This is a genomic window from Cupriavidus sp. 207A1 (assembly GCF_057798955.1).
In genome coordinates this window covers 53499-71110 of record NZ_JBYOJO010000017.1, presented here as the reverse complement: position 1 = coordinate 71110, position 17612 = coordinate 53499, and the positions used below count along the sequence as shown (strand labels likewise).

15 protein-coding genes are annotated in these 17612 nt (G+C 66.4%); 6 read left to right on the top strand and 9 right to left on the bottom strand.

Annotated features, from left to right (window positions below; genetic code table 11):
• Positions 1-111: 111 nt before the first annotated feature.
• Genes AC3FMM_RS26115 through AC3FMM_RS26105 form a run of 3 tightly spaced genes read right to left on the bottom strand, consistent with a single transcriptional unit; the run spans position 112 to position 4105 of the window.
• Entirely contained in the window at positions 112-1290 is a 1179-nt protein-coding gene (locus AC3FMM_RS26115) for an acetyl-CoA C-acyltransferase (protein ID WP_115680172.1), read from the bottom strand.
• Positions 1291-1337: 47 nt separating this feature from the next.
• Positions 1338-1982 carry a bifunctional nicotinamidase/pyrazinamidase gene (pncA, locus tag AC3FMM_RS26110; protein WP_488687677.1) on the bottom strand — a complete coding sequence of 215 codons (645 nt, stop codon included), beginning with the start codon at positions 1980-1982 and terminating at the stop codon, positions 1338-1340.
• Positions 1983-2023: 41 nt separating this feature from the next.
• A complete protein-coding gene (locus AC3FMM_RS26105; protein ID WP_115680170.1) occupies positions 2024-4105 on the bottom strand; it encodes a 3-hydroxyacyl-CoA dehydrogenase NAD-binding domain-containing protein in 2082 nt (693 codons plus the stop codon).
• Positions 4106-4597: 492 nt separating this feature from the next.
• On the opposite strand from AC3FMM_RS26105, the gene AC3FMM_RS26100 reads away from it, so the two are divergent.
• A complete protein-coding gene (locus tag AC3FMM_RS26100) occupies positions 4598-6136 on the top strand; it encodes an amino acid permease (protein ID WP_116312528.1) in 1539 nt (512 codons plus the stop codon).
• Between the two features lie 66 nt (positions 6137-6202).
• On the opposite strand, the gene AC3FMM_RS26095 is transcribed toward AC3FMM_RS26100, so the two are convergent.
• From AC3FMM_RS26095 to AC3FMM_RS26070, 6 genes are all read right to left on the bottom strand, one after another.
• Positions 6203-6916: an ABC transporter ATP-binding protein gene (locus tag AC3FMM_RS26095; RefSeq protein WP_115709370.1), complete on the bottom strand. Its 714-nt coding sequence runs from the start codon at positions 6914-6916 to the stop codon at positions 6203-6205.
• Positions 6916-7692 carry an ABC transporter ATP-binding protein gene (locus AC3FMM_RS26090; protein WP_473704059.1) on the bottom strand — a complete coding sequence of 259 codons (777 nt, stop codon included), beginning with the start codon at positions 7690-7692 and terminating at the stop codon, positions 6916-6918. Before AC3FMM_RS26090 ends, AC3FMM_RS26095 begins: the two co-directional genes overlap by 1 nt.
• Positions 7689-9002 (bottom strand): branched-chain amino acid ABC transporter permease, encoded by a 1314-nt coding sequence (locus tag AC3FMM_RS26085; RefSeq protein ID WP_115709367.1) that lies wholly within the window; start codon positions 9000-9002, stop codon positions 7689-7691. The genes AC3FMM_RS26090 and AC3FMM_RS26085 overlap by 4 nt, the downstream gene beginning before the upstream one ends.
• Positions 9003-9006: 4 nt before the next feature.
• Positions 9007-9954 carry a branched-chain amino acid ABC transporter permease gene (locus AC3FMM_RS26080; protein WP_062799143.1) on the bottom strand — a complete coding sequence of 316 codons (948 nt, stop codon included), beginning with the start codon at positions 9952-9954 and terminating at the stop codon, positions 9007-9009.
• 210 nt (positions 9955-10164) lie between these two features.
• Positions 10165-11415 carry a branched-chain amino acid ABC transporter substrate-binding protein gene (locus AC3FMM_RS26075; protein WP_116312526.1) on the bottom strand — a complete coding sequence of 417 codons (1251 nt, stop codon included), beginning with the start codon at positions 11413-11415 and terminating at the stop codon, positions 10165-10167.
• Positions 11416-11565: 150 nt separating this feature from the next.
• On the bottom strand, positions 11566-13191 hold the full coding sequence (locus tag AC3FMM_RS26070) for a 3-(methylthio)propionyl-CoA ligase (RefSeq protein ID WP_488687676.1): 1626 nt from the start codon (positions 13189-13191) through the stop codon (positions 11566-11568).
• Positions 13192-13618: 427 nt separating this feature from the next.
• Here AC3FMM_RS26070 and AC3FMM_RS26065 point away from each other — a divergent pair, with 427 nt between their 5' ends.
• The 5 genes from AC3FMM_RS26065 to AC3FMM_RS26045 all read left to right on the top strand — a co-directional run bounded on the left by AC3FMM_RS26065 (position 13619) and on the right by AC3FMM_RS26045 (position 17578).
• Positions 13619-15205, top strand: coding sequence for a protein adenylyltransferase SelO (locus AC3FMM_RS26065; RefSeq protein ID WP_488687675.1), 1587 nt, complete (start codon positions 13619-13621; stop codon positions 15203-15205).
• Positions 15206-15361: 156 nt separating this feature from the next.
• Positions 15362-15817 carry a peptide-methionine (R)-S-oxide reductase MsrB gene (gene msrB / locus AC3FMM_RS26060; protein WP_115709359.1) on the top strand — a complete coding sequence of 152 codons (456 nt, stop codon included), beginning with the start codon at positions 15362-15364 and terminating at the stop codon, positions 15815-15817.
• 45 nt (positions 15818-15862) lie between these two features.
• Positions 15863-16402: a septation protein A gene (locus AC3FMM_RS26055; protein ID WP_115706832.1), complete on the top strand. Its 540-nt coding sequence runs from the start codon at positions 15863-15865 to the stop codon at positions 16400-16402.
• Between the two features lie 50 nt (positions 16403-16452).
• Entirely contained in the window at positions 16453-16779 is a 327-nt protein-coding gene (locus AC3FMM_RS26050) for a BolA family protein (protein ID WP_062799129.1), read from the top strand.
• A 4-nt stretch (positions 16780-16783) separates the two neighbouring features.
• Positions 16784-17578: a peptidylprolyl isomerase gene (locus AC3FMM_RS26045; RefSeq protein ID WP_115680161.1), complete on the top strand. Its 795-nt coding sequence runs from the start codon at positions 16784-16786 to the stop codon at positions 17576-17578.
• Positions 17579-17612 lie beyond the last annotated feature (34 nt).

Here is a 17612-nt window from a genome sequence, read left to right as displayed (position 1 = left end):
GGTACGACGAAGTACAGGCCGGCGGTATGGCACCGCCTGCCCTCACCCCCTGCCCCTCTCCCGCAAGCGGGAGAGGGGAGCAAACCGGCAGCGTGCCGGTTTTGTCGCCAGTTACAGAACTTCGAACAGACCAGCAGCGCCCTGGCCGCCGCCGATGCACATGGTCACCACCACATACTTCACGCCCCGGCGCTTGCCCTCGATCAGCGCATGGCCAACCAGGCGCGCGCCCGACACGCCATACGGATGCCCCACCGCGATCGCGCCGCCGTTGACGTTGAGGCGGTCCATCGGGATGCCCAGCGTGTCGGCGCAGTACAGCACCTGCACCGCGAAGGCTTCGTTCAGTTCCCACAGGCCGATGTCGTCGACCTTCAGGCCAGCCTTCTTCAACAGCTTGGGCACCGCAAAGACAGGGCCGATGCCCATCTCGTCCGGCTCGCAACCCGCCACGGCAAAGCCGCGGAACACGCCCAGCGGCTGCAGGCCCTTGGCCGCCGCCACGCGCGCGTTCATCACCACCGCCGCCGAGGCGCCGTCCGAGAACTGCGAGGCATTGCCGGCGGTGATCACACCACCCGGCACGGCGCTGCGGATCTTGGAAACACCTTCGAGCGTAGTGTCGGCGCGAATGCCTTCGTCGCGGTCGATGGTGACTTCCTTCGTCACCAGCTGGCCGGTGGACTTGTCGGCAACGCCGGCAAGCACCGTCATCGGCACGATCTCGTCCTTGAACTTGCCGGCTTCCTGCGCGGCCGCGGCGCGCTGCTGGCTGCGCACGCCGTATTCGTCCTGGCGCTCCTTCGAGATGTTGTAGCGCTTGGCCACGTTCTCGGCGGTCTGCAGCATGTTCCAGTAGATTTCCGGCTTGTTCTTGGTCAGCCAGCTTTCCTGGACCATATGGCGGTTCATCTCCTGCTGCACGCACGAGATGCTCTCCACGCCGCCGGCCACGAAGATGTCGCCCTCGTCGGCGATCACGCGCTGCGCGGCCATGGCAATGGTCTGCAGGCCCGACGAGCAGAAGCGGTTGACGGTGGCGCCGGGCACGGTGACCGGGCAGCCGGCGCGCAGCGCGATCTGGCGCGCGATGTTGGCGCCGGTGGCGCCTTCCGGATTGGCGCAGCCCATCAGCACGTCTTCGACCTCGGCGGCTTCGATCCTGGCGCGCGCGATGGCGTGCTGGACCGCATGGCCGCCCAGCGTGGCGCCGTGGGTCATGTTGAAGGCGCCCTTCCAGCTCTTGGCCAGGCCGGTCCGTGCGGTGGATACGATGACTGCTTCGTTCATGTGATGCTCCTCGGAATCTCTTGTGTCGTTCAGTTCGGTGTTTCGGTTCAGCCCTGGCCACTGAGCAGGTCAACGGACATCACGCGCGCGACGCCGGCGGCGCCGAGGTCCTGCCATGCCTTGGCCAGCGACCCGTCCAGGTCGATGGCCCGGCATGCATCCTCGATCACCGCGGCCTCGAAGCCGGCGGCGCGCGCATCGAGCGCGCTCCAGGCCACGCAGTAGTCCGTCGCCAGCCCGGCGCAGAACACGCGCCTGACGCCATGCTCGCGCAGGTAGCCGGCCAGCCCGGTGCGCGTGGTGCGGTCCGCTTCCATAAAGGCGGAGTAGCTGTCCACGCCGGCATGATGGCCCTTGCGGATCACCAGCCGCGCGTGCGGCAGGTGCAGCCCCGCATGCAGCGCGGCGCCGGGCGTGTCCTGCACGCAGTGCACCGGCCACAGCACCTGCTCGCCATACGGCAGCGTGAGCATCTGGAATGGCTGCGTACCGGCATGGCTGGCCGCGAACGAGACGTGCGCGGCCGGATGCCAGTCCTGCGTCAGCACCACGTGCCCGAACGCGCGCGCCAGCCGGTTGATGACGGGCACGACCTCATCGCCGTTGGGCACGGCAAGCGCGCCGCCCGGCATGAAGTCGTTCTGCACGTCGATCACCAGCAGGCAATCGTCAGGTCGGAGGGTGGTGTCCATATCAGTGCCAGGGAGAACCGTGATGGCGTCTTAGCCGCGTCTTACCCGTTAAAGCCCTTGCCTTCGTCCGCCAGCTTCTGCAGCAGCGGCGCCACTTGCCAGGCTTCGCCGTGGTAGCCCTTGGCGTAGCGCTTCATGGCCAGCGCCACGTTGTACAGGCCGACTTGGTCCGCGTACAGCATCGGGCCGCCGCGGAACAGCGGGAAGCCGTAGCCGGTCAGGTACACCATGTCGATATCCGAGGCCTTGGAAGCAATGCCTTCTTCCAGGATCTTGGCGCCTTCGTTGACCAGCGCGAACACCAGGCGCTCGACGATCTCCTCGTCAGAGATCTTGCGGCGCGTGATGCCCAGGTCCTTCGAATGCTGCACGATCATGTCGTTGACCTGCTGGTTCGGGTACGGCTTGCGGTCGCCCGCCTTGTAGTCGTACCAGCCCGCGCCGGTCTTCTGGCCGAAGCGGCCCATTTCGCACAGCAGGTCCGCGGTCTTGGAGTACTGGATGTCCGGCTTGTCCACGGCGCGGCGCTTGCGGATGGCCCAGCCGATGTCGTTGCCGGCCAGGTCGCCCATGCGGAACGGGCCCATGGCGAAGCCGAACTTCTCGATGGCCTTGTCGACCTGTTCGGGCAGCGCGCCTTCGTCCAGCAGGTAGCCGGCCTGGCGGCTGTACTGCTCGATCATGCGGTTGCCGATGAAGCCGTCGCACACGCCCGACACCACCGCGGTCTTCTTGATCTTCTTGGCCACCTGCATCACCGTGGCCAGCACGTCCTTGCCGGTCTGGTCGCCGCGCACCACTTCGAGCAGCTTCATCACGTTGGCCGGGCTGAAGAAGTGCATGCCGACCACGTCCTGCGGACGCTTGGTGAACGAGGCGATCTTGTTGACGTCCAGCGTGGAAGTGTTGGATGCCAGGATCGCGCCGGGCTTCATCACTTCGTCCAGCTTCTTGAACACGATTTCCTTGACGCCCATCTCTTCGAACACGGCCTCGATCACCATGTCGGCGTCCTTGATGTCGTCATAGGACAGCGTCGTGCTCAGCAGCCCCATGCGCTGCTCGACCTTCTCCTGCGTCAGCTTGCCCTTCTTGGCGCTGTTCTCGTAGTTCTTGCGGATGATGCCGACGCCGCGGTCGAGCGCTTCCTGCTTGGTTTCCAGGATGGTGACCGGGATGCCCGCGTTGAGGAAGTTCATGCTGATGCCGCCGCCCATGGTGCCGGCGCCGATCACGGCGACCTTCTCGATCTTGCGCACCGGCGTGCCTTCGGGCACGTCGGGGATCTTGCTGGCGGCGCGCTCGCCGAAGAAGGCATGGCGCAGCGCGCGCGATTCCGGCGTGGTCACCAGGAACAGGAAGCCCTCGCGCTCCTGCTTCAGGCCCTGCTCGAACGGCTTGAGCGAGCCCGCCACGGCTTCCAGGCACTTCAGCGGCGCCGGGAAATTCTTGGCCATCGCGGCCACGGTGTTGCGGGCAAAGCCGAGGTAGCCCTCGGCATTCTCGTGGCGCACCTTCAGGTCGCGCACCTTGGGATGCGGGCCGCTGGCCGCGCCGACGTTCTGCGCGAACTTGACCGCCGCGGGCAGCACGTCACCGTCGACGATCTCGTCGAACAGCTTGGTGCCGGCGAACTTCTCGGACGGCACCGCGGTGCCCGACACGATCATGTTGGCGGCGGCCTCCAGGCCGATCACGCGCGGCAGGCGCTGCGTGCCGCCGGCGCCGGGCAGCAGGCCCAGCTTGACTTCCGGCAGCGCGATCTGCGCGCCCTTGGACGCCACGCGGTAATTGCAGCCCAGCGCCAGTTCCAGGCCGCCACCCATGGCAACCGAGTGCACGGCGGCGACCACCGGCTTGGACGAGGCTTCCAGCACGCGGATCACCGAGTGCAGCGTCGGCTCCTGCATCGCCTTGGGCGTATTGAATTCGCGGATGTCGGCGCCGCCCGAGAAAGCCTTGCCAGCGCCGGTGATGACGATCGCCTTGACGGCGGCATCGTCCAGCGCACGGGTCATGCCTTCGACGATGCCAAGCCGGGTGCTGTGACCCAGGCCGTTGACAGGGGGATTGTCGAGCGTGATGACGGCTACGCCGTCCTGAACCTGATACTGCGCTGTCATGCTGGTTCCTTTGGTGTCAGAAGTTGTCTCGGGATTCGAATTCTCGAATGAATGTTCTCTGCAGCGCGAGGCATGCCGGCTGACGCCGCGCCTGCCCCCGGGCCGCGGCCGTCACGGGCGGGTTAACCCTTGACCCGATCCGCCGCTTTCCCGCGCCCCACAACGCCTTCCGGCGCTTGGGCGAAACAAGCATACACAAAATAGCACGGTCGTTCAATTTTAATTTCCGAACATTTTCGGGGCCATGCGCAATGCGAATGCCGCACCTGATCCGCCTGCATGGAGCCAACGCTTAACCGCCGCGAGGCGGTGCCCCCGATGCCGGTTAAGACACTTGCCACCATCCGCGCGCGCCGCCTCCAGACCAGTATCGGACTTTATTTGACCGATACGGGAAAATCGCCAGGGCAGACGCGGTAGACTCGCGGCTTTTCGTTTTTTGCCCCCCCGGCCTTCACGAGACGCCGGGCGGCTGAAGGTCCAGCGACCCTGATGTCTTCCCCCACCGATTCCTCGTCCCGGCCCGCTTTGGCGCCGCATGGACACCAGCACCCGGTCGTCGAGCACGACGACCTCCAGCGCAAGCTCAAGGCCCGCCACCTGACCATGATCGCCGTCGGCGGCGCGGTCGGCACCGGCCTGTTCGTGGCCTCGGGCGCGTCGATCGCGCAGGCCGGCCCCGGCGGAGCGCTGCTGATGTATATGCTGATCGGCCTGATGGTCTATTGCCTGATGACCAGCCTGGGCGAGCTGGCGGTGCACATGCCGGTGGCCGGTTCCTTTGTCACCTACAGCGCGCTCTATGTCGACGAAGGCTTCGGCTTCGCGCTGGGCTGGAATTACTGGTTCAGCCTGGCGGTGACCATCGCCGTGGAGCTGACCGCGGCGCAGCTGGTGATGCAGTACTGGTTCCCCGACATGCCCGGGCTGGTCTGGAGCGCCGGCTTCCTGCTGCTGATGTTCGGGCTCAACGCCTTCTCGGTGCGCGGCTTCGGCGAGGCCGAATACTGGTTCGCGCTGGTCAAGGTGGTGACCGTGGTGGTGTTCCTGGGCGTGGGCCTGCTGATGATCTTCGGCATCCTGCAGGGCGGCCCGCAGTCGGGCTGGCACAACTTCACCAGCGGCGATGCGCCTTTCGTCGGCGGCATCCCGGCCATGTTCGGCGTGGCCATGATCGCCGGCTTCTCCTTTCTCGGCACCGAAACCGTCGGCGTCGCCGCCGGCGAGGCCGAACGCCCCGCCATCACCATTCCGCGCGCGATCCGGCAGACCTTCTGGCGCATCCTGCTGTTCTACGTGCTGGCCATCCTGGTCATCGGCGTGCTGATCCCCTATACCGACCCCAACCTGCTGCGCAACGACGTGACCGACGTCGGCGTGAGCCCGTTCGCGCTGGTGTTCCGCCATGCCGGGCTGGCCTTCGCCGCCGGGCTGATGAACGCGGTGGTGCTGACCGCGCTGCTGTCGGCCGGCACCTCGAGCATGTACGTGTCGACGCGGATCCTGTACGGCCTCGCCGTCAGCCGCCGCGCGCCGCGCGTGTTCGGCCGGCTCACGCGCAACGGCGTGCCGTTTTTCGCGCTGCTGGCGACCACCGGCATCGGCGCGCTGTGCTTCCTCAGTTCGCTGCTCGGCAACAAGACCGCCTACCTGTGGCTGCTCAACACCTCGGCCATGACCGGCTTCATCGCCTGGCTCGGCATCGCCGTCAGCCACTACCGCTTCCGCCGCGGCATGGCCCGCCAGGGGCATGACCTCGGCAAGCTCGCTTACCGCTCGCCGCTGTATCCGTTCGGGCCGGTCTTTTCCGCTGTGCTGTGTCTGGTCATCATCGGCGGGCAGAATTACCAGGCCTTCGCCGACATCCCGAACCGGTGGCCGGAAATCGTTGCTACCTATATCGGCGTGCCGGTGTTCCTGGTGCTGTGGCTGGGATATCGGCTGGTCACCGGGTCGCGGCTGATTGCGTATGAGGATATGCCGTTTGCGTTTCCGCAGCCGAAGGCCGGGGACAAGCGAGAGGCTGCGTAAGAACTCCCCCGCCCCGCTCCCGCAAGCGGGAGCAGGGCGAGACCATGCGGGACGCACAGGTCAGCCTTACACCTCCAGCCACTCCTTCCGGACCTGCCCATTGGCCTTCAGTTCGCCCGGCGTGCCTTCGAACACGATATGCCCGTGGCCCATGACATAGACCCGCTGCGAGATATCGAGCGCAATCGCCAGCTTCTGCTCGATCAGCAGCACCGAGACGCCGCGTTCCTTCAAGGTCTTCAGGTAATCCCCCACCAGCGCCACGATCATCGGCGCCAGCCCTTCGGTAGGCTCATCGATCAGGATCAGGTCGGGATCCCCCATCAGCGTGCGGCACAGCGTCAGCATCTGCTGCTCGCCGCCGGACAGCACGCCGGCCGAGGTGTTCTCGCGCTCCTTCAGGCGCGGGAACATGTTGAACATGTCCTCGACGCTCCAGCGCGGCTTGGCCTGTCGCGGGTTGCGCTTCTCCCCGAGCAGCAGGTTCTGGCGCACTGTCAGCGTAGGGAAAATATCCCGGTTCTCCGGCACGTAGCCGATGCCGAGATGCGCAATCTCGAAGGTCCGTCGCCCGAGGATCTCTTCCCCCCGGAACTTCACCGACCCTTCGGCCTTGACCATGCCGAGGATGGCCTTGGCCATGGTCGAGCGCCCCACCCCGTTGCGCCCCAGCAGCGCCACGATCTCGCCCTCGCCGATATGCGCGTCGACGCCGTGCAGGATGTGGCTCTTGCCGTAATAGGCGTGCAGGCCCGTGACTTCCAGCATGCGCTTGCCCATCAATGCGCTCCTTCGGTAGTGGCTTCGTCCAGCGTGGTGCCCAGGTAGGCTTCCTTGACCTTGCGGTTGTTGCGGATCGCCTGCGGAGTATCGGTGGCGATGACCTCGCCGTAGACCAGCACCGAGATGCGGTCGGCCAGCCCGAACACCACGCTCATGTCGTGCTCCACCATCACCAGCGTCTTGCCCACCGTGACCTTGCGGATCAGCTCGACCGCGTGGTCCGATTCGGAGCGGCTCATGCCCGCGGTGGGCTCGTCCAGCAGGATCACCTCGGCGCCGCCGGCGATGGTGATGCCGATTTCCAGCGCGCGCTGCTCGGCATAGGTCAGCAGGCCGGCCTGGGTATCGCGGCGGTGCTGCATGCCGATCAGCTCCAGCACGTCGTCGGCGCGCTCGCGCGCGTCGCGCAGGCCGGTGAGCCGGTGCCAGAACGAATACTTGTAGCCGAGCGACCACAGCACCGCGCAGCGCAGGTTCTCGAACACCGACAGCCGGTGGAAGATGTTGGTGATCTGGAAGCTGCGCGACAGCCCCATGCGGTTGATGACAAAGGGCTGCAGGCCGCCGATCTCGGCGCCGTTCAGGCACACGGTGCCGCTGCTCGGCGCGAAGCGGCCCGAGATCAGGTTGAAGGTGGTCGACTTGCCGGCCCCGTTCGGGCCGATCAGCGCATGGCGCTCGCCCTTCGGGATGCTCAGGTTCACGCCGCGGATGATCTCCGTCTGGCCGAACTTCTTGCGTACATCGGTCAGTTCCAGTGCCGCCGCGGTCATGCCCTGCCTCCTGCGATTTCTGCCTGCACCTTGTCCCATTGCGCGCGCGATGCGCGCACCGCCAGCCGCCACGCGGCCAGCCCCACCGCCCACAGCGCCGCCGCCGCCAGCCATGGCGCCCAGGTCGCGGCATCGAAGCCGATGCCGAACAGCTTCATGGCCGTGCCATTGGCGCTGTCGACCTGGACCTTGTAGACCAGCTCGACGGTCACGATCACGGCCACCAGCAACACCACGCCGGCCGCGCCGGCCTTGGCATAGGATGGCAGCATGCGGCGCAGCTTGCCCTTCGCCGCCAGCGGCAGTTGCATCAGCAGCAGGCTGGCCAGGCCGCCCGGCACGAACATCACCATCAGCACGAAGAACAGGCCCAGGTAGAGCAGCCAGGCCTTGGTCAGGTCCGACAGCGCCACCGCGAACAGCACGAACACCACCGCGCCGATGATCGGCCCGAAGAACACGCCGGCGCCGCCGATGAACACCGCCAGCAGCACGCCGCCGGAACGCACCGCGCTGACGTTCTCGGCCGAGACGATCTCGAAGTTGATCGCCGCCAGCGCGCCGGAAATGCCGGCGAAGAATGCCGACAGGATCAGCACCAGGTAGCGCACGCGCTGGGTGTTGTAGCCGATGAACTCGACCCGCTCGGGATTGTCGCGCACCGCGTTGGCAATGCGGCCCAGCGGCGTCTGGGTCCAGGCGTACATCGCCACCATCGACACCAGGCACCATGCCGCGATCAGGTAGTAGACCTGGCGCCCGGGCCCGAAGCTGATGCCCAGGAACGGGTCGCCGACCACGCGGTTGGTGGAGATGCCGCCCTCGCCGCCGAAGAACTCCGGGAACATCAGCGAGCTGGCAAAGACCATCTCGCCGATGCCCATGGTGATCATGGCGAAGGTGGTGCCGGCCTTCTTGGTGGTGACGTAGCCGAAGATGACGCCGAAGAACGCGCCGGCCAGCCCGCCCACCAGCGGCAGCATCGACACCGGCAGCCACACCTTGCCGGCGCCGACCATGTTCAGCACGTGCACGGCGATAAAGGCGCCCAGCCCGGAATACACCGCATGGCCGAACGACAGCATGCCGGTCTGCCCCAGCAGCATGTTGTAGGACAGCGCGAAGATGATCATGATGCCCATCTGCGACATCAGCGTGATGGCGAAGCCCCCGGTGAAGAACAGCGGCAGCACCAGCATGACCAGCACGGTCAGGCTCCAGATGATCCAGCGCGCCAGGTTCAGCGGGCGGTAGCGCAGGGTGCGGCCGGTTGTCACCGGCTCGCGGGGTTGTTGCATCGCTTGCTCCATGGCGTCAGCTCTCCCGGGTTCCCATCAGTCCACGCGGGCGGAAGATCAGCATCACCACCAGCAGCAGGTACGGCAGCACCGGCGCCACCTGGGCCACCGTCAGCTTCCACAGCGAATAGAACGGCGTGGCCTCGCTGACCGCCAGGCCGAGGCTGGTCATCAGGCCCGCCAGCGAGGCATCGATGGTGACCGCGAAGGTCTGCAGCACGCCGATCAGGATCGACGCGATGAACGCGCCCACCAGCGAGCCCATGCCGCCCACCACCGCCACCACGAACACGATCGACCCCACCGCGGCGGCCATCGACGGCTCGGTGACGAAGGCATTGCCGCCGATCACCCCCGCCAGCCCCGCCAGCGCGGCGCCGCCGCCGAATACCATCATGAACACGCGCGGCACGTTGTGCCCCAGCGCCTCGACCATTTCCGGATGGGTCAGCGCGGCCTGGATCACCAGCCCGATGCGGGTGCGCGTCAGCACCAGGTAGATCGCCACCAGCATGCCCAGCGACACCAGCATCATGAAGGCGCGGTACTTGGGGAACGACGAGGTGAACACCGTGAACAGCGGTCCGTCGAGTTCGGCCGGGATCCGGTACGGCACCGCCGCCAGGCCCCACACCAGCTTGACGCCCTCCTCGATCAGGTAGGCCAGGCCGAAGGTGAACAGCAGCTCGGCCACGTGGCCGTACTTGTGCACCGTGCGCAGACCAAAGCGCTCCACCAGCGCGCCCGCGCCCGCCACCAGCAGCGGCGCGAAGATCAGCGCCGGCCAGAAGCCGATCTTGCTGGCGATGGTGTAGGCAAAGTAGGCGCCCAGCATGTAGAAGCTGGCATGGGCAAAGTTGAGCACGCCCATCATGCTGAAGATCAGCGTGAGGCCCGACGACAGCATGAACAGCAGCAGCCCGTAGCTGATGCCGTTCAGCAGTGAGATGACGAAGAATTCCACAGCGTGTCCTTCAAGCTGGTGCCGCCATGCGGGGGCATGCCGGCAACCGTCCGGGTCGATCGAGGGTGAGCGCCACCGCCGGGGGCGCACATCGCCCCCGGACACTCCCCGTTATGGTCTGGAAAAAGACCGGAATGTCGGCCGGAAAGACCGGAAGTATGCAGGCCGCGCGGCCACTTTGTCAGCGATGGCCGCGCCCCGCCGTCGGGATCAGCCCGGCCGCTTCATCTGGCAGGAGGTCGGCTGGGCCGACACGTACTGGTCCATCAGCGCGTTGGTCTTCCAGCCGTAGCCGGTGTTCTCCTGGTCGTACTTGACTTCCTTGCCGTCGACCTTGGTCCAGGTGGCGACCACCAGCGGCTGCTGCGCCTGGTGGTCGGTGTTGCGCATCTCGACCGTGCCGTTCATGCTGTCGACCTTGATGCCTTCCAGCGCCTTGGCCACCTTGACCGGATCGGTGGAGTTGGTGTCCTTCATCGCCTTGCTGAGCATGGCAATGCCGGTGTAAGAGGCCATCACGTAGAAGTCGTCGTTGTACTTCTTCTTGTAGCCCTCGATGATGTCGGCGCCGCGGAAGCCCTTGTTGTTGGGGTTGTAGTAGCCCACGTACTTGACGTGCTCGGCACCGGCCGAGCCCATCGCGGTCGGCACGCCGGTGGTGCCGGCGTAGTAGGTGTAGTAGTTGGTGGTGAGCCCGGCGTCCTTGCCCGCCTTGATCAGCAGCGCGAGGTCGCTGCCCCAGTTGCCGGTGATCACGGTGTCGGCGCCGGAGGCCTTGATCTTGGCGGCGTACGGCGCGAAGTCCTTGACCTGCGCAAGCGGATGCAGGTCTTCGCCGACGATCTGGATGTCCGGGCGCTTGCGCTTCAGGTAGTCCTTGGCGGCGCGCGCCACCTGGTGGCCGAACGAGTAGTTCTGGTTGATCAGGTAGACCTTCTTGACGTTCGGGTCCTTGGCCAGGAAGGTGGTCAGCGCCTCCATCTTCATGTCCGAGTTCGCGTCCAGGCGGAAATGCCAGTAGTTGCACTTGGCATTGGTCATGTCCGGATCCACCGCGGCGTAGTTAAGGTAGACGATTTCCTTGCCGGGGTTGCGCTCGTTGTGCTTGGCCACCGCGTCCTGCAGCGCCAGGCCGACCGACGAGCCGTTGCCCTGCACGATGTAGCGAATGCCCTGGTCGACCGCCTGCTTGAGGATGGTCAGGCTTTCCTGCGGCGACAGCTTGTTGTCGAAGCCCACCACCTCGAACTTGTGCGGACCGGCCCAGCCCTTCTGGTTGGCGACATCGGCCACGTACTGCCAGCTCTTGAGCTGGTTCTGGCCAACCGGCGCCATCAGTCCCGAGAGCGGATCGATAAAGGCGATCTTCACCGTATCCGCGAGTGCGGCCCCCGAAACCAGCGCAGAACCCAGTGCGGCAAACGTGGCCACACCGGCCACCAGCGGACGCATTTTGGTCATACCTGTCTCCTTCACTCTTGTCGTTGGCTTGTGGTTCGATGTCGTCGATGCGGCCGGCCGCGTGGCGCCCTCCTGTTCGCGCCGCACGGCCGGCCCCGGCAGCGCCGTGCCGCAAGCGGGCCCGGCGCACCGGATGCTGGCCTGCCGGCCTCAGGCAGTCGGCAGCTTGTAGTCCTTGAACTGCTCGCGCAGCCGCAGCTTCTGCATCTTGCCGGTGGCGGTCAGCGGAATCTCGGTGACAAAGGCCACGTCGTCCGGAACCCACCACTTGGCGACCTTGCCTTCGAAGAACCGCAGCAGTTCCTCGCGACTGACCTCGGCGCCGGCCTTCTTCACCACCACCAGCAGCGGGCGCTCGTCCCACTTGGGGTGGTAGGCGGAGATGCAGGCCGCCATATGCACCGCGGGATGCGCGGCGGCGACGTTCTCGATATCGATCGACGAAATCCATTCGCCGCCCGACTTGATCACGTCCTTGCTGCGGTCGGTGATCTGCATGAAGCCGTCGGCATCGATGGTGGCGACGTCGCCGGTCGGGAACCAGCCGTCGACCAGCGGGCTGGCGTCATTGCGGAAGTAGCGGTCGATGATCCACGGCCCGCGCACCAGCAGGTCGCCGAAAGCCTTGCCGTCCCAGGGCAGTTCCTTGCCCTCGCCGTCGACGATCTTCATGTCGACGCCGTAGATCACGCGGCCCTGCTTTTCCTGGATCTTGTGGCGCTCGGCGTCGGGCAGGTCGTGGTGCTTGGCCAGCAGCTTGCTGGCGGTGCCCAGCGGCGACATCTCGGTCATGCCCCAGGCGTGGATCACCTCAACGTCGAGCGCCTCGAGCGCGCGGATCATCGCCGGCGGCGCGGCCGAACCGCCGATCACGGTGCGGCGGAAGGTGGAGAACTTCAGCTGGTTCGCCTGCATGTGCTGCAGCAGGCCAAGCCACACCGTCGGCACGCCGGCGGAGAACGTTACCTTTTCCTGCTCGAACAGTTCATAGAGCGAGGCGCCGTCCAGCTTGGGCCCCGGCAGCACCAGCTTCGCGCCGACCAGCGGCACCGAGTACGGCAGGCCCCAGGCATTGACGTGGAACATCGGCACCACCGGCAGGATCACGTCGCTGGCCGAGCAGCCCAGCGCATCCGGCATGGCCGAGGCGTAGGAGTGCAGCACCGTGGAGCGGTGCGAATACAGCGCGCCCTTGGGATTGCCGGTGGTGCCCGAGGTGTAGCACAGGCTCGACGCGAGGTTCTCGTCGAACTGTGGCCATTCGTAGTTGCCGTCCTGCGCTTCGAGCAGTTCTTCGTAGCACAGCAGCGGCACCTTGGACTCGGCCGGCATGTGCGCCCGGTCGGTCATCGCCACCCAGCCGCGCACGTTGGGGCAATGCGGCGCCACGCCCTCGACCAGCGGCAGGAAGGTCAGGTCGAAGAAGACATAGCCGTCTTCCGCGTGGTTGACGATATAGGCAATCTGCTCGGGGAACAGGCGCGGGTTGACGGTATGGCAGACGGCGCCCATGCCCGACACGCCGTAGTAGATCTCCAGGTGGCGGTAGCCGTTCCAGGCCAGCGTGCCGACACGCTCGCCCTGCTTCACGCCCAGCGCGCCGAGCGCCTGCGCCAGCTTGCGGGCACGCAGCTCGCAATCGCGGTACGTATAGCGATGCAGGTCGCCCTCCGTGCGCCGCGAGACGATCTCGGTGCTGCCGTAATAACGCGCGGCGTGTTTGATGATGGAGGAAATGAGCAGCGGTGCGCTCATCATTTGACCCATCAATGCCATGAACCTGTCTCCTGAATGCTGTTCTGTCCCACCGAAAAACGAACAACCGTACTATTTTTGGACGGTCGTTCGCATGTTTGGCATCGGCAAGGAGCCGATCCGATCGTGCACTGCCGTACTGTCGTCGCGTTGCTGTGGTCGGGGCCGCAATTCTGCGGAAATCCATGCACCGGATTCATGGGCTCAGTGAAGGCAGGAAATAACCTTGCGGTGCATGGCGGCATGTCCCGGCGGGGCGCGGTCTCGTGCCGTTGAGGACGTACAATACTGCGTGGCATGTTGCACCTCAACATGTCGTTTTCCCTAGCCACCATCGCATTTTCGTGCCTTCCGCATGCCGCGCCGCACCGCCTGACACGCGTGCCGCGGCACCCTGCCGAAGTGCATGGAAAGCGCACTGCCACCTGGCGCCCGAGCGCCCTACGCGATGCCAGATACGCCCCAGCCGCACGCTGCACCATCCATTGCCGATACCGCCCCGCCGGCGACCCTGCCGCTGCCATTCCCTGCCGCGCCCGGCTTTGCCGACCTGGGCCCGCATTTCTTCACGCGCCTGCGCCCCACCCCGCTGCCGTCGCCGTACCTGGTGAGCGTGGCGCCGGCCGCCGCGGCGCTGCTCGGCTGGGACGCGAGCGTCGGCGCCCGGCAAGACTTCATCGACACCTTCATCGGCAACCAGGTGCCGGACTGGGCCGATCCGCTGGCGACGGTCTATTCCGGACACCAGTTCGGGGTCTGGGCCGGCCAGCTCGGCGACGGCCGCGCGATCCGCCTCGCGCAGGCGCAGACCGACACCGGCCCGTGGGAAATCCAGCTCAAGGGCGCGGGCCTGACGCCCTATTCGCGCATGGCCGACGGGCGCGCGGTGCTGCGCTCGTCGATCCGCGAGTACCTGTGCTCGGAGGCAATGGCCGCGCTGGGCGTGCCGACCACGCGCGCGCTCTCGATCGTGGGCTCCGACGCGCCGGTGCGGCGCGAGACCATCGAGACCGCCGCGGTCGTGACCCGGCTGTCGCCCACCTTCATACGCTTCGGGCACTTCGAGCATTTCGCCGCGCACGACGACGTGGCCGCGCTGCGCAAGCTGGCGGATTTCGTCATCGACAACTTCATGCCCGCCTGCCGCGACGAGGGCCAGCCCTACCAGGCGCTGCTGCGCGAGGTCTCGCTGCGCACCGCCGACCTGATCGCGCACTGGCAGGCGGTGGGTTTCTGCCACGGCGTGATGAACACCGACAATATGTCGATCCTGGGCCTGACCATCGATTACGGCCCGTTCGGCTTCCTCGATGCGTTCGACGCCAACCATATCTGCAACCACTCCGACACGCAGGGCCGCTACGCCTACAGCCAGCAGCCGCAGGTGGCGTTCTGGAACCTGCACTGCCTGGCGCAGGCGCTGCTGCCGCTGTGGCTGCCACCCGGGCAGGCCGATCAGGAAAGCGCGCGCGATGCCGCAGTCGAAGCCGCGCGCGCCGCGCTGGACCCGTTCCGCGAGCGCTACGCCGCGGCGTTCTTCCGCCACTACCGCGCCAAGCTGGGCCTGCGCCCACCTGCAGGCGGCGACCGGGTTGCCAGCGAAAGGTCCGACGAGCCGCTGCTGACCCGCCTGTTCCAGCTGCTGCACGGCCAGCGCGTCGACTACACCCTGTTCTGGCGCAAGCTGTGCGGCATTTCGTCCACCGATGCCTCGCGCGACGCGCCGGTGCGCGACCTGTTCCTCGACCGCGCCGCCTTCGACGCCTGGGTGGCCGACTACCGCGTGCGCCTGCGCGCCGAGCAATCGCACGATGCCGCCCGCGAACTGGAAATGCTGGCGGTCAACCCCAAGTACGTGCTGCGCAACCACCTGGCCGAAACCGCCATCCGCCGTGCCCGCGACAAGGACTTCAGCGAGGTGGACCGGCTGCTGGCGGTGCTGTCGCGCCCGTTCGACGAACAGCCCGAGGCCGAGCACTACGCGGCGCTGCCGCCGGACTGGGCCGCGGGGCTGGAGGTGAGTTGCTCATCCTGACGACTACAACCGGCACCGCACGCCTGCAAGCCGGCGCAAGCCGGTGTGAGGTTCGCGCAATTCCGGCGACCAATGCCGTGGACAAACCGCAAGGACAAGCGTGGACGCTGAACGCCTGACCGGCCATCCACTCCAAGGAACACCGCGAGGACAACCATGACCACCACCAAGACCGACGCCGAGTGGCGTGCACAACTCTCCGAGATCGAATACCGCGTGACCCGCGAGGCCGCCACCGAGCGCCCCTTCACCGGCCGCTACTGGGATCACTGGGACCAGGGCATCTACCACTGCGTGGGCTGCGGCACGCCGCTGTTCGAATCGGCCACCAAGTTCGATGCCGGCTGCGGCTGGCCCAGCTATTTCCGCCCGATCAACGGCGAGGTCATTGCCGAGCATGTCGACCACAGCCACGGCATGACGCGCGTCGAAGTCCGCTGCAAGGAGTGCGGCAGCCACCTCGGCCACGTGTTCGAGGATGGGCCGGCGCCGACCGGCCTGCGCTATTGCATCAACTCGGCTGCGCTAAAATTCGACGATCGCGACCCGGCGCAGCGTGCGGCGGACGATGCCCACGCTGCCGAAGCGCCCAAACGCGACCCGCAGCCCTGACGCCTGAATGGCCCGGCCCAGACGCCGGGCACAACCTGGACCCGCATGAAATTCCTGTTCGACCTGTTCCCGGTCATTCTTTTCTTTGCCGCCTTCAAGCTGGCCGACATCTACACCGCCACCGCCGTGGCCATCGGCGCCACGGTGGTGCAGATCGGCTGGGTCTGGTTCCGCCACCGCAAGGTCGAGCCGATGCAGTGGGTCAGCCTGCTGATCATCGCGGTCTTCGGCGGCGCCACCCTGGTGCTGCACAACGAAACCTTCATCAAGTGGAAGCCGACCGTGCTGTACTGGCTGTTCGCGGCCGCGCTGCTGGGCTCGGTGCTGGTGTGGCGCAAGAACCTGATCCGCGCGATGATGGAAAAGCAGGTGTCCCTGCCGGATCCGGTGTGGGCGCGCCTCAATCTCGCGTGGGCCGGCTTCTTCGCCGCCATGGGCGTGCTCAACCTGTACGTGGCCTACCAGTTCTCGACCGAGGCCTGGGTCAACTTCAAGCTGTTCGGCAGCATGGGGCTGATGCTGGTCTTCATCGTCGCGCAAAGCGTCTGGCTGTCGCGCCACATGCCGGAAAACACCCAGGACTGACGGCGGCGCGCCGCCCCCGTTTCGTTCCCACAAACCGAAGGAAACCACCGATGGCAGCCGATCCCGCTACGATCGAGGCAATGCTGCGCGCAGCGCTCGCCCCCAGCCACCTGGCCGTGCGCGACGACAGCGCGCTGCACGCCGGACATGCCGGCGCCGCGTCCGGCGGCGGACATTACGACGTGACAATCGTCAGCGAGCGCTTTGCGGGTCACAACCGGGTTGCCCGACACCGCATGGTGTATGATGCGCTGCGCGGTCTGTTCCCCACGCAGATCCACGCCCTGGCCGTGACTGCGTTCACCGACCAAGAGTACCAATCCCGCGCACAATCCCTCGCACCCTCACGCGATTCTTCCAGCAACTCTCAGACCTGATTCCATGAAGACCACCGTCCTCTCGTTCAGCCTGGCGGCTGTGCTTGCTGCCGGCAGCCTGCCGGCCATCGCCCAGAATGCCGCCGTCGTGAATGGCAAGGCCATTCCGTCGGCAAAGCTGGACAAGTTGATCGCCGGCACCGGCCAGCCCGACAGCCCGGAGCTGCGCACGCGCGCCCGCAACATGCTGATCGACCGCGAACTGCTCGTGCAGGAAGCCAACAAGCGCGGCCTGACCCAGCGCGACGACGTGCAGGAGCAACTGGAACAGGCGCGCCTGAACGTGCTGGCCGGTGCGGTGTTCGAAGACTACGTCAAGACCCACGGCGCCAGCGACGCCGAGCTGCGCAAGCAATACGACAAGATCAAGTCGCAGTTCGGCAATGGCAAGGAATACCACGCCCGCCATATCCTGGTGGAAAAGGAAGCCGACGCCAAGGCCATCATCGCCAAGATCAAGGGCGGCGCCAAGTTCGAGGACCAGGCCAAGGCCGCCTCGAAGGACCCGGGCTCGGCCGCCAACGGCGGCGACCTGGACTGGGCCAACAGCAGCAGCTACGTGCCCGAGTTCTCGGCGGCCATGACCGGCCTGAAGAAGGGGCAGATGACCGACACCCCGGTCAAGACCCAGTTCGGCTGGCACATCATCGAGCTGGTCGACGTGCGCGACGCCAAGATCCCGTCGTTCGAAGAAGTGAAGCCGCAGCTGACGCAGATGCTGATGGGCGACCAGAACTGGCAGCGCGAGCAGTTCCAGGCCATGATGAAGGCCCTGAAGGACAAGGCCAAGGTCCAGTAAGCCGCGGGCCGGTCGCCCCCGCCGGCCCTGCAGC